The sequence below is a fragment of the Bradyrhizobium sp. GW821-FHT12B03 genome, from assembly GCF_058807535.1.
The window spans coordinates 64,167-81,438 of the sequence record NZ_JBXAQU010000026.1; the positions used below are offsets into that span (position 1 = coordinate 64,167).

At 65.5% G+C, this 17,272-nt stretch carries 12 protein-coding genes; 7 read left to right on the forward strand and 5 right to left on the reverse strand.

Annotation, left to right across the window (positions count from 1 at the left end; genetic code table 11):
• Positions 1-104 precede the first annotated feature (104 nt).
• The 3 genes from AC1RUR_RS34655 to AC1RUR_RS34665 all read left to right on the forward strand — a co-directional run bounded on the left by AC1RUR_RS34655 (position 105) and on the right by AC1RUR_RS34665 (position 5,408).
• On the forward strand, positions 105-3,569 hold the full coding sequence (locus AC1RUR_RS34655; RefSeq protein WP_492852475.1) for an ATP-binding protein: 3,465 nt from the start codon (positions 105-107) through the stop codon (positions 3,567-3,569).
• A gap of 1 nt (position 3,570) precedes the next feature.
• Positions 3,571-4,365, forward strand: a complete 795-nt coding sequence (locus tag AC1RUR_RS34660) for a protein-L-isoaspartate O-methyltransferase family protein (RefSeq protein WP_492852477.1) — start codon at positions 3,571-3,573, stop codon at positions 4,363-4,365.
• A 95-nt stretch (positions 4,366-4,460) separates the two neighbouring features.
• Positions 4,461-5,408: a DUF6492 family protein gene (locus AC1RUR_RS34665; protein ID WP_492852479.1), complete on the forward strand. Its 948-nt coding sequence runs from the start codon at positions 4,461-4,463 to the stop codon at positions 5,406-5,408.
• 13 nt (positions 5,409-5,421) lie between these two features.
• Here AC1RUR_RS34665 and AC1RUR_RS34670 read toward each other — a convergent pair whose 3' ends face one another.
• Together AC1RUR_RS34670 and AC1RUR_RS34675 are read right to left on the reverse strand one after the other, a co-directional pair.
• The gene (locus AC1RUR_RS34670; RefSeq protein WP_492852481.1) at positions 5,422-6,489 is read right to left on the reverse strand and encodes an endo-1,4-beta-xylanase; all 1,068 of its coding nucleotides are present in this window, start codon (positions 6,487-6,489) and stop codon (positions 5,422-5,424) included.
• A complete protein-coding gene (locus tag AC1RUR_RS34675; RefSeq protein WP_492852559.1) occupies positions 6,486-7,574 on the reverse strand; it encodes a glycosyltransferase family protein in 1,089 nt (362 codons plus the stop codon). Before AC1RUR_RS34675 ends, AC1RUR_RS34670 begins: the two co-directional genes overlap by 4 nt.
• Before the next feature lie 261 nt (positions 7,575-7,835).
• On the opposite strand from AC1RUR_RS34675, the gene AC1RUR_RS34680 reads away from it, so the two are divergent.
• Entirely contained in the window at positions 7,836-9,272 is a 1,437-nt protein-coding gene (locus AC1RUR_RS34680) for a lipopolysaccharide biosynthesis protein (protein ID WP_492852483.1), read from the forward strand.
• Between the two features lie 378 nt (positions 9,273-9,650).
• Positions 9,651-10,667, forward strand: a complete 1,017-nt coding sequence (locus tag AC1RUR_RS34685; protein WP_492852485.1) for a fatty acid desaturase — start codon at positions 9,651-9,653, stop codon at positions 10,665-10,667.
• Between the two features lie 17 nt (positions 10,668-10,684).
• Here AC1RUR_RS34685 and pstS read toward each other — a convergent pair whose 3' ends face one another.
• Positions 10,685-11,737 carry a phosphate ABC transporter substrate-binding protein PstS gene (gene pstS, locus AC1RUR_RS34690; protein ID WP_492852487.1) on the reverse strand — a complete coding sequence of 351 codons (1,053 nt, stop codon included), beginning with the start codon at positions 11,735-11,737 and terminating at the stop codon, positions 10,685-10,687.
• Positions 11,738-12,016: 279 nt separating this feature from the next.
• Here pstS and AC1RUR_RS34695 point away from each other — a divergent pair, with 279 nt between their 5' ends.
• Positions 12,017-12,262 carry a hypothetical protein gene (locus AC1RUR_RS34695; protein WP_492852489.1) on the forward strand — a complete coding sequence of 82 codons (246 nt, stop codon included), beginning with the start codon at positions 12,017-12,019 and terminating at the stop codon, positions 12,260-12,262.
• A 227-nt stretch (positions 12,263-12,489) separates the two neighbouring features.
• Positions 12,490-14,049: a L,D-transpeptidase gene (locus tag AC1RUR_RS34700; protein ID WP_492852491.1), complete on the forward strand. Its 1,560-nt coding sequence runs from the start codon at positions 12,490-12,492 to the stop codon at positions 14,047-14,049.
• Positions 14,050-14,073: 24 nt separating this feature from the next.
• Here the strand turns inward: AC1RUR_RS34700 and AC1RUR_RS34705 are convergent, their stop codons facing one another.
• Together AC1RUR_RS34705 and AC1RUR_RS34710 are read right to left on the reverse strand one after the other, a co-directional pair.
• Positions 14,074-14,886 (reverse strand): class I SAM-dependent methyltransferase, encoded by an 813-nt coding sequence (locus AC1RUR_RS34705; RefSeq protein WP_492852493.1) that lies wholly within the window; start codon positions 14,884-14,886, stop codon positions 14,074-14,076.
• Between the two features lie 53 nt (positions 14,887-14,939).
• Entirely contained in the window at positions 14,940-17,261 is a 2,322-nt protein-coding gene (locus AC1RUR_RS34710) for a caspase family protein (RefSeq protein ID WP_492852495.1), read from the reverse strand.
• Positions 17,262-17,272: the final 11 nt, after the last annotated feature.

Here is a 17,272-nt window from a genome sequence, read left to right on the forward strand (position 1 = left end):
AAGAGTTAGGGAACGCGTCCAGTCTGAGGTGAAGTTCGGGCCCCAAAATCTGTGGTTGAGGGGCCTAAAGCCCTTCGACGGAGTGAAGGTCGGGCAGAATCACCATGCTGGAGAATGAGCCTGTTGCGGGGACGGAAGGCGGGCTGAAGCGCTGGCTCGAAGGCGTCGGGCTCGGTCACTACTCCGATCTCTTCGCTGAGCACCGCCTCGACCTCGATGTCATGGGGGATCTCACCGAATCCGACCTGGTCGAGCTCGGATTGCCGCTTGGCGACCGCAAGCGGCTCCAGCGGGCGATGGCGGCGCTGTTCCAGGCTGAAACCGCCGAGGCGCCGGCCGCGGCGGTGCTCCCGCAGACCCGGGCCGAGGTCGGCGCCGAACGGCGTCAGCTCACCACCATGTTCTGCGACATGGTGGATTCCACCTCGCTGTCGGCGCAGTTCGATCCGGAAGACGTGCGCGACATGATCGCGAGCTTCCGCGAAACCTGCGTCCGCGTGGTCAAGCACTACGAGGGCTTTGCCGCGCGTTTCGTCGGCGACGGTATCTTGGTCTATTTCGGCTATCCGACCGCACATGAGGACGACGCCGAGCGCGCGGTGCGCGCGGGGCTCGAGATCGTGCGGGTACTGTCGACCGCACGCGCGATCGAGCCGCGCGGCGCGCTCAGCCACTCGCCCGCCGTCCGCATCGGGATCGCGACCGGTCTTGTCGTGGTCGGCGACCTCGTGGGACAGGGCACCGAGGAGCGCGACTCCGCGGTCGGAGAAACCGTCAATCTCGCCGCGCGCCTGCAAGCCCTGGCGCCGCCCAACGGCGTGGTGATCTCGACCTCGACGCAGTCGTTGCTGAAGGGGAAGTTCGACTACCACAATCTTGGCGTTCATGCGCTGAAGGGCATCTCGGAGAAGGCACAGGCCTGGCACGTGGTGCGTGCCTCGCGCGTCGAGACCCGCTTCGCGGCCGCGATGGGCACGCGGCTGACGCCGCTCGTCAACCGCGAGGAGGAGATCGCGCTGCTGATGGGGCGCTGGCAGCAGGCCAGAGACGGCGACGGCCAGGTCGTGGTCAAGTTCGGTGAGCCCGGCATCGGCAAGTCGCGCGTCATCCAGGAGATCTTCGAGCGGATCGCGGGCGAGCGCCACGGACAGGTCTCGTTCCAGTGCTCGCCCTACTACACGTCCACGGCGTTCTATCCGTTCTCCGAGCAACTCAAGTTCTCGCTCGGCCTCGACCGCGAGGATGTGTCCGCGCACTCGTTGGCGAGCCTGGAGACCGCGATCGCCGCCGCTCATGGCGACATCGAGCAGGTCACGCCGCTGTTTGCCGCGCTGTTGTCGATACCGACCGGAGACCGCTATCCGCCGCTCGAGCTGTCGCCGCAGCAGCAGAAGGACGCGACGGTCGCGGCACTGGTCAATTACTTCGTCGGCCTCGCGCGCGAGATGCCGCTGGTGATCGCGTTCGAGGACCTGCACTGGGTCGACCCGACCTCCCGCGAGGTCATCGACCTCCTCGTCGACCGGGCGCAGAACCAGCCGATGCTGGTCATCATCACCGCGCGCTCCGAATTCCAGCCGAGCTGGAACGCGCATTCGCACATCACCACCCTGGTGCTGAACCGCCTGAGCCGGCAGTTGCGCACCACGATGGTCGAGCGCGTCGCCGGCAGGGAGCTGCCCAAGGAGGTCGTCGAGGAGATCATCGTCAAGACCGACGGCGTGCCGCTGTTCCTGGAGGAGCTCACCAAGACCGTTCTCGAATCCAACCTCCTGACCGAGCGGCACGGGCGCTACGTGCTGTCGGGTCCATGGCGGCAGCTCGCGATCCCGGCAACCCTGACGGATTCGCTGATGGCGCGGCTGGACCGGATGGGCCCGTTCAAGCGGATCGCGCAGATCGGCGGCACCATCGGCCGCGAGTTCTCCTATGAGACGCTGCAGGCCGTCGCCAACACGCCGGCGGAGCAGATCGAGGCCGCGCTCAACCATCTGGAGGAGGCCGGGCTGATCATGCGCCGCGGCCATCCGCCGGATGCGCTCTATTCGTTCAAGCACGTGATGATCCAGAACGCCGCGCATGCGAGCCTGCTGCACAGCGAGCGGCGCAAGCTGCATGCCCGCATCGCGCAGGTGCTTGCCGAGATGTATCCGGAGAAGACCGAGCGCGAGCCGGAGCTGCTCGCCCATCACCTGACCGAGTCAGGCCAGAGCGAGGGCGCCGCGAGCTTCTGGCTCAAGGCCGGCAAGCAGGCGGCCAAGAGCGGCGCCAATCTGGAAGCGATTGGCCATCTGCGCCGGGGCCTCAACGTCGTGCAGGCCAATGCGCGCATGCAGGGCGCCGACGAGATGGAGCTCGAGCTGCGCATCGCGCTCGGCAACGCGCTGATCGCCGCCAAGGGCTATGCCGTGCAGGAGGTCGAGGAGAACTACATCCGCGCGCTCGAGCTCGGCCAGCAGCTCGACGACGACGAAAAGGCCTTTGCCGCCACGCGCGGCCTCTGGGTCTGTCATTTCATCCGCGCCGATCTCACCCGCGCGCACGATCTCAGCGTCGAGCTGCTGAAGTTCGCCAAGCGCGAGCGGCTGAACGAACGGACGCAGCCGGCGCAGCAGACCGGCTATCTGATCGAGGCGCACCGCTCGATCGCGATGACCATGCTCTATCGCGGCCGCTTTGCCGCCTCGCAGCACCATCTGCATCGCTGCATCAACCTCTACAGCCCCGACCTGCACTCCGACCTGATGGAGCGCCACGGCACGGATCCCGGCGTGGTCTCGCTGTCCTATCTCGGCTACCTCCTGTGGTTCCTGGGCCGGCCCGACGCGGCGCGCCAGCACAGCGAGCAGGCGATCGCGAATGCCGAGAAGATCCGCCATCCCTTCACGCTCGCCTTCGCGCTCGTGTTCGGCGCCTATCTGTGCCAGCATTTGCGCGACGTCGAGGGCACGCGCGACTACGCCAACCGCGCCATGATCATCGCAACCGAGCACAATTTCCTGCACTGGAAGCAGCAGGCGGCGATCCTGCGCGGCTGGGCGCTCACCCAGCTCGGCGAAGCCGACGAAGGCCTCGGCCAGATGCGCTTTGGGCTCGACGAATACGAGGCGATGGATTCCTGGCTCGCCGGCTGCTGGTTTCGCTGCCTGCTCGCGGAAGCCTATGCCAAGGTCGGGATGCGGGATGCCGCCCTGCGCGCGCTGGACGGTGCGCTCGCGACTGCGAGGCGGACCGGCGATCACTCCTACCTTGCCGAGGTCTATCGCCTGCAAGGCGAGATCACGCTGTCGGACGGCGACCCGGCCTCGGCGCAGGAAGCCGAGGATCTGTTCGGCCTGTCGCTGGAGATCGCGCGCAAGCAGGGCGCGCTGTCGTGGGAGCTTCGCACCGCCGTCAGTCTCGCGCGCCTGTCGCTCGAGGCCGGCAAGCGCGAGCATGCAAGTCTCCTGCTCGCGCCGATCGTCGGCAAGTTCAGCGAAGGTTTCTATACGCCGGACCTGAAGCAGGCGATGCAGCTGGTCAACGAGCTCGGGACGGACGCGCCCGTTCGTGAGCAGGTCGATCCCTGAGATGAGCGATCTCGCCGCCGCGCGTGCGCGCTACGTGGAAGGAATCGCAAAGCGCGAGCGGATCTCCTCAAAGCGCCTGCTCGAAGCCCTGGCCACCGTTCCGCGCGAGCATTTTCTGGCGAGAGGGCCCTGGCGCATCAAGAGCGAGGCGGCGCGCAGCTATCGGCTGACGCCCGACGCCGATCCCGTTCATCTCTACGACAATGTGCTGGTCGCGATCGACGCGCGCCGTAAGCTCGACACCGGTCTGCCGAGCCTGTGGGCGCATTTCATCGATGTGCTCGGCGTCGGGGAGAAGGACCGCGTGATCCAGATCGGCTGCGGGCTCGGCTATTTCTCAGCGGTGCTGTCGAAGATTGTCGGTCCGAAGGGCAGGGTGCGTGCCATCGAATGCGACGGGCGGCTTGCTGCCCGTGCCGCGAATTATCTTCGCGACTATCGCAATGTCGAGGTCATCGACGGCGATGGGCGCGAGGACGTCGGCGAGCCCGCCGATGTGATCATCGTGCATGCCGGCTTTTCGCATCCGCATCCGCTCTGGCTCCAGTCGCTCCGCCCGCGCGGCCGCCTTCTGGTGCCGCTGACCCAGCGGGACCGCGAGGGCGCGGTCATCAGGATCACGCGCAAGGGCAGGGGGTTCGAGGCCGAGCCGGTCCAGCAGATCCGGATCTTCCCCGGCCATGGCCGCGGCACCACCGCGCTGGACGACCGCGTCGCCGACTGGTGGCAGCGCGCCTCCGCCTTGGCGCCGCTGCGGTTTCGCGGCATCGAGCAGGGACTGCCGTCGGATGGGTAATGCTTCGTTTCATTTTACCTTGATTGCGATTGTGAGTTTCCAGCACCTCCCGGTGCGGCTATGACTGTGGCTTGATGGCCATTTGAGCACGCTCCATGCATTCCGTTGCACTGCTGACTGCTAGCTATGCCAAGGATATCGAACGCTTTTCGCTGCTCAGCGAGAGCATCGACACCTGGCTCTCGGGATACACGCGGCATTATGTTCTCGTTAACGATGAGGACGTGCCGCTGTTCGCGCGGTTCGCCTCCGACAAGCGCGTCATCGTTCCGGCCTCGCGTTACCTGCCGAAATGGCTCTGGGCGCTGCCGCCGGCGCTGCAGTTCATCAGCAAACGACGCGTCTGGCTGTCGCTGCTGTCGTCACCCGTGCACGGCTGGCACATCCAGCAGATCCTGAAGATCGCCGGCGTCCTCAACGCGCCCGAGCAGCGCGTCTGCATCTTGGATTCGGACAATCTGTTCTTCCGCGAATTCGACGTCGGCCAGTATGCCGGCGGTGAGAAGACGCCGCTGTTCGTCACGCGCAGGGGGATCGATCCCGACCATCCGCTGCACGTGCTGTGGCTGCGCACCGTCGACCAGCTGCTCGGCGTGAAGGACCGCACCTTCCCCGCGGACGACTATGTCGGCAACGCGCTGGTCTGGGACAGGGACACCGCGCGCGCGATGACCGACGCCATCAAGTCGGCGACGGGCCTCGGCTGGGCCCTCGCGCTGTGCCGGAAGAAGAAGTTTTCCGAGTACCTGCTCTACGGCAACTTCGTGGCCAATTCGCCGAAGCATTTGTCGGCGCACCGGGTGACGGAAGACAGCATCGCGGTCTCGCATTGGGATGACACGCGCCTGGACCGTCCGGCCATCGAAGCGATGATGCGCGCCGCCGCGCCCGAGCAGGTCGCGCTCTGTATCCAGTCCTATTCGTCGACCTCGATCGACGACATCCGCGACGTGTTTCGGCTGAACTCGCGCGACCGCCGCGGCCCGAGCCTGTCGCCCGATCACATGGGAGACGAGGTCGGATTCGAAGTGCCGACGCGCTAGGGCCCGGCGCCGCTCAAACGTTCTTCGTGAACTTGCTGATGACGTCCATGAACGGCTTCGGCTTGAACTCGCCGTCGAGCGGCAACGGCCGGTTCGGCTGCTTGTCCTTGCGGGCGAAGGTGCCGTTGATCCAGCTATACCGATCCGAAAGGCCCCAGGTCAGGATCGAGCGCACCGGGCCGCTGGTCGAAACGGCCGTCAGCAGATCATCGACGCGCTTGGCGACGATGGCGTCGCGCTCTGCAGGACTACCCGTCAGCTTCTGATCGTCGACGTCGAGCTCGGTGACCAGCACGTCCAGGCCCCACGAGCGCAGCTCGGTGACGAATTCGGCCAGCCCGTGCGTGTCGATCTCGAGCTCGGCATGCAGATGCGATTGCAATCCCACGGCGTGGAGCGGAACGCCCTGGTCGAGCAGCTCCATGATCAGGTTGCGATAGGCTGCGCGCTTGGCGATGAAGGAGTCCTTCACCGACTCGATGTCGTATTCGTTGATCGCGAGCTTCACGTGGGGATCGGCCGCGGCCGCAGTGCGGAAGGCGAGCGGAATCCAGCCGTTGCCGAGATGCTGCGTCCAGAACGTGTCGCGCCGGTCTTTCGGACTGCGTGGATTGTCCGGGATCGGCTCGTTGACGACGTCCCACGACGTCAGCTTGTCCTTGTAGTAGGAGACGACGGTGCCGATGTGGTCGACGAAGGCGCGCTCGACGCCTTTGGAGTTCTTGATCTGCTTGGTCCAGTCCGGAATGTCGTGATACCAGGCGAGCGCGTGACCGCGCATCGTCAAATCGTTCGCCTGCGCGAAATCCAGGATGGCGTCGGCGCGCTCGAAAGCAAAGGTATGCGCGTCCGGCCGCAGCATCGGCCATTTCAGCTCGAGCACCGGCACGACCTGCGTGCAGTAGGTGCTGATGGCTTCGCCGAGCCGTGGATCGGCCTGCAGATCCCAGAGCGTGGCCGCAGCACCAAAGCCCGGACGGCGCTGGGCCAGTTTCGAGGCCGGCAGCGCTGACGCGGATGCGCCCGCCGCAAGCGCTGCGGCGCTGCCGAGAAGAAATTCGCGTCTGTCGAGCCTGGTCACGCCTGGTTCTGCATCACGGCTTCGGCGATCTCGTAATAGTGGAGCGCGCCCTTCTCGAGCGTCAGATTCTCGATCACATAATCGCGCGGTGCGAAGTCACCGGCGCTCACATGCGACCAGAACCGGCTCCAGCCGGAGATGAAACCGCTCGCATCGGTGAAGGTCATGCCGCAGCGTGCGTCGAAATAGGGTACGGACGAGACGCCGCCTTCGTACCTCACCTTGTGCGGAAAATACTTCGGATCCTGCCATGGTCCGCCGCGATCCCACGCAAAGACGGGGACGCCGCTCGACAGCGCCTGCTGGCAGGCGATGCCCTGGCTCTCATGCTCGCACAGGAAGATCATGCTGCGGCAACGCGCAAGCGCCGCCTTGTAGTCGTCTTCCTTGTAGTGACCGTAACGGATCACCTCGACCGTGCGGCCGCTGGCTTCGAGATGCCTCCGGATAGGTTCGATCAGCTCGGGCTCATATCGCTCATAGTCCCAGCGAACCTTGTCATAGAGCAGCACGTCCACGCTCTTGCGGTCGGCCGGCGCCGGCGTCCACAGGTCGGTGTCGATGCCGACGGGCCAGGCGTCGACGTGGGGCCAGTGCGGACGGAACATGTCGGCGTACCATTTGCACGGTACCAGGACGCGCTTCACCTGCAGGTCCTTCAGGCGCTCCGGTGCATCGACCGGGTGGTCATACATGGCGACGCCGAGCAGCAGCGGGTTCTTCCACCTGGACCAGTCGAGCACGAACGAGCGTCCGATGATGCAGGCGAGTTCCTCCGGGTGCTTCCGGATGTAGCGGTAATCGTTGACGCGATAGCGGATGCCGAGACGGTCGAGGCCCGCGCACAGATTGAGAAGCACGCGCCGCTGTCCGCTGATGAAGGACTTGCCCATGACCAGGCGCCGCAGCAGCGGCCGGATGTGGCGGTCGCCGGGAAACCAGCGATCGTCCCGCTCTTCGAAGAAGAGGTTGAGGACCATCCTGTCGCGCCTTTGCGTGCCGAACCCCGCCGGAACCAGCGGAGCGTCGGTGCCGCCATGCGGCCAGGAGGTCGGGTGCGCCTGTGTTCGTTCGGCAACGTCCATGTCAGTCACGTCCAGGCATCGGAGAAGTCGGGCGACCGTTTGATATTATTGCTTCTTTTCTGTGATCCCGCCGGTTCCTACAAGGACAGGGCAAATTTAACGCTAACGCGCGATAACCGCGGACACGTTTCATTCGCGATCCGATTTGCAGGCTTATGCGACTATCCTGACCGGCGCTGGTGGCGCAGTGCGATGCCGCAGCAAAGGCCAACTGTTTTAACGCCCCGTTAATCCTCGAGACGCCGCCGGTCCCGTGCCCGCATGCTGAACCGCCATTTCTCGATCTACCTCGTCGCCTACATCCTGCCTGCGGCGGTGGGCTTCTTTGCCGTGACCGCCTACACGAGGCTGCTGACGCCCGCGGAATACGGCGTCTACGTCGTCGGGATCAGCCTCGCCGGCATTCTGGGCGCGGTCTTCTTCGCCTGGATCAAGCTGTCGGTGTCCCGCTATCAGGCGATGTCGGCGGAGGTGGATTTTCGCGGCACGGCGATGGTCGCCTTCGGGCTCACGGTCGCGGTGCTCTGCGCCGCCACCCCGCTGGTCTTTCTGTTCCGCAGCGACGTCAGCGTCGAGCTGCTGTTCGCCAGCATGTTCGTCGCGATCATGGCCAATGCGGTCGATGTCGGCCAGGAGTTCGAGCGCGCCAAATTGCGTCCCTACCGTTTCGCGGCGATTTCGATCGTCCGCAGCGTATCGAGCGTGGGCTTTGGCCTGCTCGGCATCTGGCTCGGCTGGGGCGGCATCGGCCTGCTCGCAGCGTTCGGCCTCGGCTCGCTGACCGGCATCATCCTCAATCTCGTCGGCGACCGCACCAGAATCGCAGGTTTCCAGCGCAGCCAGTTCATGCAGCTGGCGCGCTATGGCCTGCCGCTGACACTGGCCGGCCTTTCGGTCGCGCTGTACTCGACCTGCGACCGTCTGATCGTCGCCTATCTCCTCGGCAAGGACGCCGCCGGCATCTTTGGCGTCGCCGCCGATCTGCCGCGCCAGTTCATGGTGATGATCGCCTCGAGCGTCGCCGCGGCGACCGTGCCTCTGGTGTTCCGATCGCTGTCGGAGAAGAACGGCGAGACGACTCGCGAACGGCTCACCGAGAGCCTCGAGCTGCTGCTCGTCGTCGTCGCACCCGTCGCCATCTGGCTGGCGCTTGCAGCCGACCAGGTTGCGGGCACGCTCGTCGGCGTCGATTTCCGCGCCGGCGTGTCGGCGCTGCTGCCGACCCTGGTGCTCGCCCGCCTCTTCGGCATCGCCAATCAGTTCTACGTGCAGATCAGCTTTCAGCTTGCCGAGCGGCCCTTCATGCTGGCGACGCAGTCCTTCCTCACGCTGGTGGTGAGCGTGGCGCTGATGTTCGCGCTGGTTGCGGGCTACGGCCTCCATGGCGCGGCGCTGGCGACGCTCGCGACCGAGGCGATGGGCTTCGTCGTCGCAATCGTTCTGATGCACCGTGCCCATCCCGTGCCGTTCGACGTCAACCGCCTCGCCGGCGTTGCTGCCTCCGCCGCGGCGATGGCGGGCGCGATCCTGATCGCGAGATCGCAAGTCGACGGCACCGGCCCCGTCGCGCTGACCATCGTGAGCCTCGCCGGCGGGCTCGCTTACGCCGCCACGGCGTGGCTCCTCAATGTCGCAAATGTGCGAACGCTGTCGCTGCGCCTCCTGCGGACCTTCAACCGGAAGGCGCTGGGCGTCTAGCCGCGATGTCTCACGAGGCTGCGGTATGCTTGACCCAGGGCCGCCGAAGGCAGCCGATTCGCCGGCTGCGCGACACGGTGAGCATGCCGTGCTCCGGGGGCGGCCACGGTTCAATATCGCTCAGATCCCGAAAAATTGCGGGCCGGCCGGCAAATATGTTCGCCGTTTGCTGACGACAGGATGGTAGTGCTGGCTTTCGGCCTCGGTCGCGGGGTATTGTACTGTCGGCGGGAGCGCTGGCTCTTGGCGTGAGCAATGTCGCTCGGCCCGATATCCAGGCACGGATCAATATGAGAATGCGCGGGGCACAACGGCCGGAGGCGGCCGTGGGCAGCAACCGTGCCTCTCAAGGCGGGCATTTTCAGGAGCAGATCAGTTATGACTCAAAGGACGCCGGAAATCCGCGCATCGGCGCAGTTGCTCGCCCGTTATCGCGAGCCCGACAGTGCGCGCGGTGTCCTCGAGCTGGTGATCACGGCGGTGCCGTTCCTCATCATCTGGGCTCTGATCTGGGTCGCTCTCGACCACGGCTATTGGCTGGCCCTGCTGCTCGAGGTGCCCGCGGCGGGCTTGCTGGTCCGCCTCTTCATGATCCAGCACGATTGCGGACATGGTTCGTTCTTCCGCGGCCGTGGTGTGAACGACTGGGTCGGCCGGGCCATCGGTGTCGTGACGCTGACGCCCTACGGTTACTGGCGGCATAACCATGCACACCATCATGCGGGCTCCGGCAATCTCGATCACAGGGGCCTGGGCGACATCGATACGTTGACCGTGCGCGAGTTTCTCGCGCAGCCGCGATGGCGTCGGACGCTGTATCGTTTGTATCGGCACCCCATGGTGATGTTTGGCGTAGGTCCCTCGTATCTGTTCATCCTGAAGCATCGATTGCCGCTCGGGATGATGCGCGGCGGCTGGAAGCCCTGGCTGAGCACAATGGGCACGAACATCGCGATCGCGGTTCTCGTCGCCGCGATGATCTGGCTGGTCGGTTATGGGCCCTTGCTGCTCGTACATCTGCCGATCATCGTTCTGGCGGCGTCGATCGGTGTCTGGCTGTTTTACGTCCAGCACCAGTTCGAGCACACATACTGGTCCCATGACGGGACCTGGAATTTTCACGACGCTGCGCTGCACGGCAGTTCCCATTACCACTTGCCGGGCGTCCTGCGATGGTTCACGGCCAATATCGGCGTCCACCACATCCATCATTTGTCCAGTCGAATTCCCTGTTATCGCTTGCCGGACGTGTTGCGCGACCATCCGCAGCTCGCCGGAATCGGGCGAATAACGCTGCTCCAGAGTTTGCGGACCGTGCGGCTGGCCTTGTGGGATGAGGAGCGGCTGCGGCTGGTCTCGTTTGGGGAGGCTGGTCTGTCCGTCGGCCGTCGGTGACAGCACGTTCGGCGTCGTCAGCGCTTGCCGCTGGCCGCCGCCGTCATGGTGCCCGCCTCGAAATTCTGCTGCCAGTATTGCTCGACCTGCTGGACCAGGGCCGGCGGCAACGGAACGTAGTTGAGCGTTTCGGCCTGCGACTTTCCGCTGTCCAGCGACCAGCGGATGAAGTCGATGGCTGCGGCCGATCTCTCCGGTGATTTCGGCTGCCTGGACATCAGCACGAATGTCGTGGCCGTGATCGGGTAGGCATCCTCGCCCGGAGCATTGGTGAGAACGAGATGGAAATCCTTCTCGGCCTTCCAGTCCGCACTTGCGGCTGCTGCCTGGAACGAGGCGGCGTCGGGGACAACAAAATTGCCGGCGCTGTTCTGCACCACCCCGAACGAGATCTTGTCGAGCCGCTGCAGGGCATAGGCATATTCGAGGTAACCAATCGAGCCCGGAACGAGGCCGACCAGCGAGGCGACGCCGTCATTGCCCCTTCCGCCGAGCCCCACCGGCCATTCGACGGCGGTGCCTTCGCCGACGGTCGTTCTCCACTGCGAGCTGACTTTTGAAAGATAGTTCGACCAGTTGAATGTCGTGCCGGAGCCGTCGATGCGGTGAACGACGGTGATCGGCGTGTTCGGAAGCGTCAGCTCGGGATTGATCGCGCGAATGGCGGGATCGTTCCAGGATTTGAGCTTGCCGAGATAGATGTCCGCGAGCACCTGCCCCGTGAAATGAATCTGGCCCGGCTTGACGCCGTCGATGTTGACGACCGGAACGACGCCGCCGATCACGATCGGGAACTGGATCATGTGGAGCTTCTCCAGCTCCTTTGGATCGAGCGGCATGTCGGTCGCGCCGAAATCGACGGCGGCCTTCTTGACCAGGCCGACGCCGATGCTGGATCCCACCGCCTGATAGCTGACGGCATTGCCGGTCTTCGCCTTGTAGGCGTCGATCCATCTCGTCATCACGGGCGACACGAAAGTCGAACCTGCACCGGTGGTTTCGGCAGCGAAGCCTTGCGTCGCGAGGAGCAGAACCGTGAGCGCGATCGGTAGTCCGATATGTTTCATCATGCGTGCGACGTTAGCAGCACGCAGCGAAAGCCTCTGTGGTTTATGTCACAAGAATGCAATGGAAACAAAAACCATCTGGTTCGGTCTCTGTGTGATGCAGGACCGTGATGACGGAACGTCTATCCTGCTCAAGCGTCGAAATGGATCGCGGTGAGCACCGGCAAGGTCATACAATCGGTTGAGTAACGCCACATCACGCAAATCTCCGTGATCCCGGTCACATCCTGCCGCCCTGGCGGAGCCTAGATTGCGGACCGCTCAACAGCGCCGGACAGGATCATGACCACGACCGAGCTTGCCTTCGTCTTGCGCAAGGTCGGCGTTGCGGCGGCGCTCATCTGCGTGCTTCTCAGCATCGCCGTGCTTCTGGTGCTCCTGCTCGTGCAACATGAACAGGTTGCGCCGGCCGCTTCGCGCGTGCTTCCCCTCATGGTTTTTGCGTTGTTCGGGGCGCTCGGGGCCGGGATGGCGCGGCTCATCGAGGGGGGACGTCGTTCGCCCGGCTCCCGTCCGCGCCGCCCCTGAAGACGGACATTGTGCCGCAGCATTGACCGTCAGCTTCACGCCAGCCCCGGCCACAGGCCGCCCTTCCGCCCGCGCGGGCCGTCGTATATGAGAGATTTGCCGGCGGAACGGGCCGAATATCGCTGGATACGGAACGGATGGCGGCTGCGATTTCTTAATCCAAAGATCGCAATCTGACTGACATTTGGCCGATACCGGCGCGGACTGGCATTTCGACCGAGGATCGCATGAAAAACCTGAAGACAACGGCGCAATCCACCCTGGCGATGCGGCGTTGGGGACCTCCCGGAATTGTGACGTTGGCGGCGATGGTCGCATTTGCGGTGGCGGGTCCGGCGACCGCGGCCAAGCAGGCGCGCCAGGCAGCCGAAGCCGTGGCGCCGCGCGAGGCCGGCGAGCCGATCATGGCGATCGTGTCGATCAAGAGCCAGCAGGTCACCTTCTACGACGCCGACGGTTGGATCCTGCGCGCGCCGGTCTCGACCGGCACCACGGGGCGCGAGACGCCGGCCGGCGTTTTCGCCATCGTCGAGAAGGACAAGGACCACCGCTCGACCATGTATGACGATGCCTGGATGCCGAACATGCAGCGCATCACCTGGAACGGCATCGCGCTGCACGGCGGGCCGCTGCCGGGCTATGCCGCCTCGCACGGCTGCGTGCGGATGCCCTTCGGCTTTGCCGAGGGGCTGTTCGACAAGACGAACATCGGCATGCGCGTGATCATCTCGCCTGATGACGCCGCCCCGGTCGATTTCGCCCATCCCTCGCTGTTCGTGCCGAAGCGTGAAGCCATTGCGGCGGCGCCCAACCGGATCGGCAAGCTCTCCGGCGAAGCTGAGGAGGCGATCCGGGCAGCCGACGAGGCCAAGAAGGCTGCAACAGCGGCCGCGAAGGAGGCGCAATCGCTCCCGGCTTCGCTCCGCAAGCTCGAGCAGCAAAAGGCGCGCGCCGACGCCGAGAACGCCTATGCCGACAAGCTGGTTGCGAATGCCAGGAACGACCAGGCCAAGGCAAAGGCCGATGAGCTGAAGCAGAAGGCCGCGGCCAGGGCCGTGGATGCGGCAACCCAGCTCGACGCCGCCAAGGCCGCCGCCCAGCCGAAGCGCGACGCCGTCGCCGCGACGAAGGAAGCCGCCAAGGTGGCCGCGGCCAAGAAGACCGAGGCTGTAAAAGCCGCGACCGACGCCAAGCTCGCGCTCGAGCCGGTGTCCGTCTACATCAGCCGCGCGACGCAAAAACTCTATGTGCGGCGGAACACGCACAAGCCGGCGCCGGATGGTGGCGGCGAAGTGTTCGACACCAGCATCGAGGTTCCCGTCACGATCCGCAATCCCGACCAGCCGCTCGGCACGCACATCTTCACCGCCATGGCGAAGAACGATACCGGCCTGCGCTGGAGCGTGGTCACGATCGACAACGGCGATAGTGCCAAGAACGCGCTCGACCGCATCACCATCCCGCAGGACGTGTGGGATCGCATCGGCCCGACCGCCTTGCCGCGCTCGTCGATCGTCATCTCGGACGAGCCGCTGAGCGCCGAGACCAACTACCGCACCGAGTTCGTGGCGGTCCTGAGCAATCATCCGCAGGGCGGCTTCATCACCCGCAAGCCGACCGCGCCGCCGATGGAAATGGCAAGCGACGACGGCTGGGGCGGCAACGGTTTTGGCTTCTTCTTCCAGCCGCGCGACCCGAACCCGCAACCGGTCAATCCGCGCCGCCAGCGCGGCGGCCAGTACCAGTATTATCAGCCGGCGCAACCGATGCCGCGGAGCTTCTGGTAGGACGCGGGCTGACGCGTCCCGCGACTACGGCCGCGCCGTGATCACCAGCGCCTGGATCTTGGCTTCGACGGGGCCTGCTCCATGGCGCGCACGGATCGCCTCGGCGACGGCGTCGGTTGCAGCCTGGAGCTTGCTCGCATCCCTGGCCTCTATTTCGTTGCGCAAGGGCGTTCCCTGACAGTACGCGAACGCGACATATTCGGGCGTCGGCGCGCGGCTCACCGCGGCAAGCGTTTCGATCGAGACGTCGCCGAAGCCCGCTTGCTCCAGGTCGGCCTTGATGACGGCCTTGTCGTGATAGCCGTGGGGCGTCCGCGCCATGAAACGGGGCGGATCATCGGGAAAGATCTTTGCGAGCACCGCCGTCGCCTCGTCCGCGAACACGTTCTCCTCGATGCGGTCCCAGACGTTGAACACGAACGTGCCGTTCGGCCGCAACACCCGCTTCGCCTCGGCGTAACCCTTGACGCGATCCGGAAAGAACATGGCGCCGAACTGGCAGCAGACCAGGTCGAACGCCGCGGCGTCGAAGGGCAGGGCGGTGGCATCCGCCTGGCGCCAGGTCACGCGCGGGTCCCCGCTCTGGTGCTGCGCCGCGACCGCAAGCATCGGCTCGTTGAGGTCGGTCGCGACGTAACGGATGCCGGGAGGCAGCGCCGCCGTCACGGCCCGCGTGACCGCGCCAGTGCCTGCGGCGGTTTCCAGCAGCGTCGACGGAGAGAGAGCGGCGACGCGCCTCGCGATGTCGGCAGCGTAGTGGGAGAAGATCAGCGGGACGAGATACTCGTCGTAGATTTTCGGAATCGAGCCGGCGAAAACCTTGTCAGTGCTGGACATGCTTGCCTCGCTGAAGGTTTGGAGCGCGAGCTCAGGCTACCATGGGTCGCCCTCTAGCGCGCCAGCAATGACGTGAACCCGGCCGGTTCCTGCATCGCCTTGCGCGCTTCGAGCGACATCGGCTCGTAGCGGCTGCCGTTGGAGATGCTGAGCCGGCTCTCGACGCCGTTTGAACCGGCATAACAGCCCTCGGGCGTGAAGCTGACAAAGCCGTCGTCGCCGAAGCCGATGGCGGTCAGGAGCAGGCGTCGTTCTGCGACATCCCAGACCTTGATGGTCTTGTCCTCGCTCGCGGAGATCAGCCGGGTACCCCCCGGGAAGAACGCGACCGCTTCGATGTCTTCCTGATGGCCCGCGAAGCTTGCGAGCAATCGGCCGCTGTCGGCATCCCACAGGTTTACCGATTTGTCGCGCCCGCCGCCACCAGTGACGATGCGCTTGCTGTCCGCCGACCAGCTCGCCGACACGACATAGTCCTTGTGCCCGGTCAGGAGGCGTGACGTCGCGCTCCTGACGTCCCAGACCTTGGCCGAGCCAAACTCCGCATCCGAGCCGGCGGTGACGACGCGCATTCCGTCGGGCGAGTAGGCCACGCGCAGCGCCTTGCGACCGTAGGCGTCCTTTGCGTCGATGGCACCGCTGGTGCGATAAAACCTGATCCTGCCGTCATAGCCGGCGGAGACGAATTCGCCGGAGCCGGAGGGCGCATAGCTCAGCGAACGCACCGCCGCGCGCGCGGGATCGGGGCTCTGGTGATCCAGCCTGCTCCTGGCCAGCTCGCGGGTGCCGAGATTCCAGATCCGTACGACGCCGTCCTCGCCGGCCGACGCCACATATTTGAGCGACGGCTCCGGCGCGAAGGCGACCGCGAATTGCTTGGCGCCGGCATCGAAGGTCAGGCTCTGGCCGTCGCTTCTGAGGTCCCACACCTTGACCTTGCCGTCCCATCCGGCGGAGGCGAGCTGCGTGCCGTCGGTCCAGTAGTCGAGTGCGTAGACCGCTCCGGCATGTCCCCGCAGCACGCGGGTCTGCCGGAACGAGGATGCATCCCAGAGCCGGATCACGCCGTCGTCGCCGGCGGTCGCGATCTCCCTTCCGTTGGGAGAGACCGCGATGGTGCGAACGCTCGCGCCCTCGACATTCGGCTTGATCGAGACCGGGATGAAGGGGCCGCCGACGGCATCGTTGCCGCGCCGCGCCGTTCGCGTGGTGCAGGTCGAGGCCGGCACGGCGGCGACGCTCTTGGTCTCGGGTGCCGGTGGGGCGGTGAGCGCGAGGGGCGTGACGATGGCCGGTGCGGCCGCCAGCTTCGGCGCGGCAACGGGCTTGGTTGCCTCCGGCTGCGGCGGCAGGGCGGGTGCGATCTGAATCTTCTTCGGCTCGATCTCGGCGGTGGCCGGCGCCGTGCGCGGCGGTGCTGCGGCAAGCCTGTTGCGCTGAACTCTCGCAAGATCGGTGTAGAACCCGCTGGGATGCGCGGCGATGTAGAGGTCCCAGGCCTCGATCGTCCCGATGCGCTCGGAGAATTCGTAGTCACGCGATGCGCTCGCATCGGTGGACGCGACCGGCGCGGGCGGCGGAGCAGCAGGCGCTGCTGCCGGTGCCAGCACGACGTCGTCGCCGCCGAGCGAGCCGTAGATGAAGGGCTCCTGCCGGTTGGTCGTGGCCTGCAGCACCTCGTCGCGGACATAGCCGAACGCCTTGCGCAGATCGAGGCCCGGCGTTGCGAGGTGATGCGCCAGCGCCGTCGCGAACGGGCTGTTCTTGCCGTCGCCATCGAGTGCGGTGAGGCCGGCCTTGGCGGCGAAGGCCACCAGCGTATTCGGGCTCGACGGCTCGACCTTGGCAAGGCCGCGCGCGACCGCGCGCGAGGCCATCGTGCGCTTCATGTTCTTGGCGAACGGATTGTCGCGGCAGGCATCGAGGATGACGAGGCGCAGCCGCTTCGCCGGCTCGATCGCGACCAATATGCGGTCGAGCCCGATGGTCTCGTCATAGACGTCGGTATCGTTCTCGAGCTGGGCGTCGACCGGAACGATATAATTGCTGCCGTCGATCTCGATGCCGTGACCGGCGTAATAGACGACGGCAATGTCGGCGCTGCGGGCCTTGGCACCGAAATCGCGCAAGGTGCGCCGCATGTCCTGGGCGGAGAGGTCGTTGCGGGCATCGACGACGGTGAAACCGGCCTTCTTGAAGGTCTCGACCAGAAGGTTGGCGTCGTTGGTCGCATTGGCAAGCTTGGGCGCGCGCTGATAGGCCGAATTGCCCATCACCAGCGCCATGCGCTGGTCGGCGAATGCCGCGATCGGCTGAAAGACGAGCGCCGAAGTGCTGAGAGCGGCGCTGAGAACAAAGAGATAAAAAAACCGCATCACGGCCCCCA

Coding starts and splice junctions, on each gene's coding strand:
- AC1RUR_RS34655 (WP_492852475.1), top strand. CDS start 105: ATGCTGGAGAATGAGCCTGTTGCGGGGACGGAAGGCGGGCTGAAGCGC.
- AC1RUR_RS34660 (WP_492852477.1), top strand. CDS start 3,571: ATGAGCGATCTCGCCGCCGCGCGTGCGCGCTACGTGGAAGGAATCGCA.
- AC1RUR_RS34665 (WP_492852479.1), top strand. CDS start 4,461: ATGCATTCCGTTGCACTGCTGACTGCTAGCTATGCCAAGGATATCGAA.
- AC1RUR_RS34675 (WP_492852559.1), bottom strand. CDS start 7,574: ATGGACGTTGCCGAACGAACACAGGCGCACCCGACCTCCTGGCCGCAT.
- AC1RUR_RS34680 (WP_492852483.1), top strand. CDS start 7,836: ATGCTGAACCGCCATTTCTCGATCTACCTCGTCGCCTACATCCTGCCT.
- AC1RUR_RS34685 (WP_492852485.1), top strand. CDS start 9,651: ATGACTCAAAGGACGCCGGAAATCCGCGCATCGGCGCAGTTGCTCGCC.
- pstS (WP_492852487.1), bottom strand. CDS start 11,737: ATGATGAAACATATCGGACTACCGATCGCGCTCACGGTTCTGCTCCTC.
- AC1RUR_RS34695 (WP_492852489.1), top strand. CDS start 12,017: ATGACCACGACCGAGCTTGCCTTCGTCTTGCGCAAGGTCGGCGTTGCG.
- AC1RUR_RS34700 (WP_492852491.1), top strand. CDS start 12,490: ATGAAAAACCTGAAGACAACGGCGCAATCCACCCTGGCGATGCGGCGT.
- AC1RUR_RS34705 (WP_492852493.1), bottom strand. CDS start 14,886: ATGTCCAGCACTGACAAGGTTTTCGCCGGCTCGATTCCGAAAATCTAC.
- AC1RUR_RS34710 (WP_492852495.1), bottom strand. CDS start 17,261: ATGCGGTTTTTTTATCTCTTTGTTCTCAGCGCCGCTCTCAGCACTTCG.